At 62.7% G+C, this 830-nt stretch carries 2 protein-coding genes; one reads left to right on the top strand and one right to left on the bottom strand.

What is annotated here, in order from left to right; translation table 11 throughout:
• Positions 1–8 precede the first annotated feature (8 nt).
• Positions 9–290: a LexA family protein gene (locus AC5ZGW_RS46555; protein WP_283039996.1), complete on the bottom strand. Its 282-nt coding sequence runs from the start codon at positions 288–290 to the stop codon at positions 9–11.
• 38 nt (positions 291–328) lie between these two features.
• Here AC5ZGW_RS46555 and AC5ZGW_RS46550 point away from each other — a divergent pair.
• Positions 329–830, top strand: a 502-nt coding sequence (locus tag AC5ZGW_RS46550) for a helix-turn-helix domain-containing protein (protein WP_496114191.1), incomplete at its 3' end; no start/stop codon positions are given.

Below are 830 nucleotides of genomic sequence, written 5' to 3'. Positions count from 1 at the left end.
GTGGTTCATCACAGTGATTTTGACGTTTTGATACCGAGCCATTCGAGGATCGGCAAGTTTTCGGGTGGCAGGAGAATCTCGATGCTTCGGGGAACGCCGGGCTGACGGCGAATGAAGCCGTTTCGTTCGAGGGTGACGATCATTTGGTGGACTGACGGCGGGCTGACGCGGAAATGGCGCTGAATGTCGGCTTCGGCTGGCGGCTGTCCGAACATGTACGAATAGGTATGGATGAAAGCGAGGTAGTGCCCCTGCTTCTCGGTTAAGCGCGCGCCTGATTTTTGACTCATGGATCGATTCGTCCCGGCCTCCGACAAGGAGGCAAAGCATGAATGTACGTTATCGGGTCGAATTGAGCCAAGCCGAGCGCGACGAACTGAGGGCGATGCTCGGCGGCGGCAAGCACGCCGCCCGCAAGCTCAAGCGGGCGCAGATTTTGCTGGCGGCCGATAGGGGCCGCAGCGACGAGGAGATTGCTCGGACCGTGAGTGTCAGCCGTTCCACCGTCAGCCGGACCAAGCGCCGCTTCGTAGAAGGCAATCTGGAGCGGGCCTTGAGCGAGGAGCCGCGTCCGGGCGCAGAGCGCAAGCTGACCGGAAAGGAGGAGGCCCTGCTGGTGGCGACGGCATGCGCCAAGCCGCCCGCTGGCCGCAAACGCTGGACGCTGACGCTGCTGGCCGACACGATGGTCAAGCTCACCGATCACGACAGCCTGTCGGGCGAGACCGTGCGTCGCCGGCTGGCCGAGAACGACCTCAAGCCATGGCGCAGGGACATGTGGTGCATTCCCCATGTCGACGGCGAATACGTCGCCCGCATGGAGGACGTGC

It is taken from the genome of Bradyrhizobium sp. Crot121, assembly GCF_059512385.1.
The sequence above is the reverse complement of the archived record's forward strand: the minus strand, read 5'-3'. Positions and strand labels throughout refer to the sequence as shown.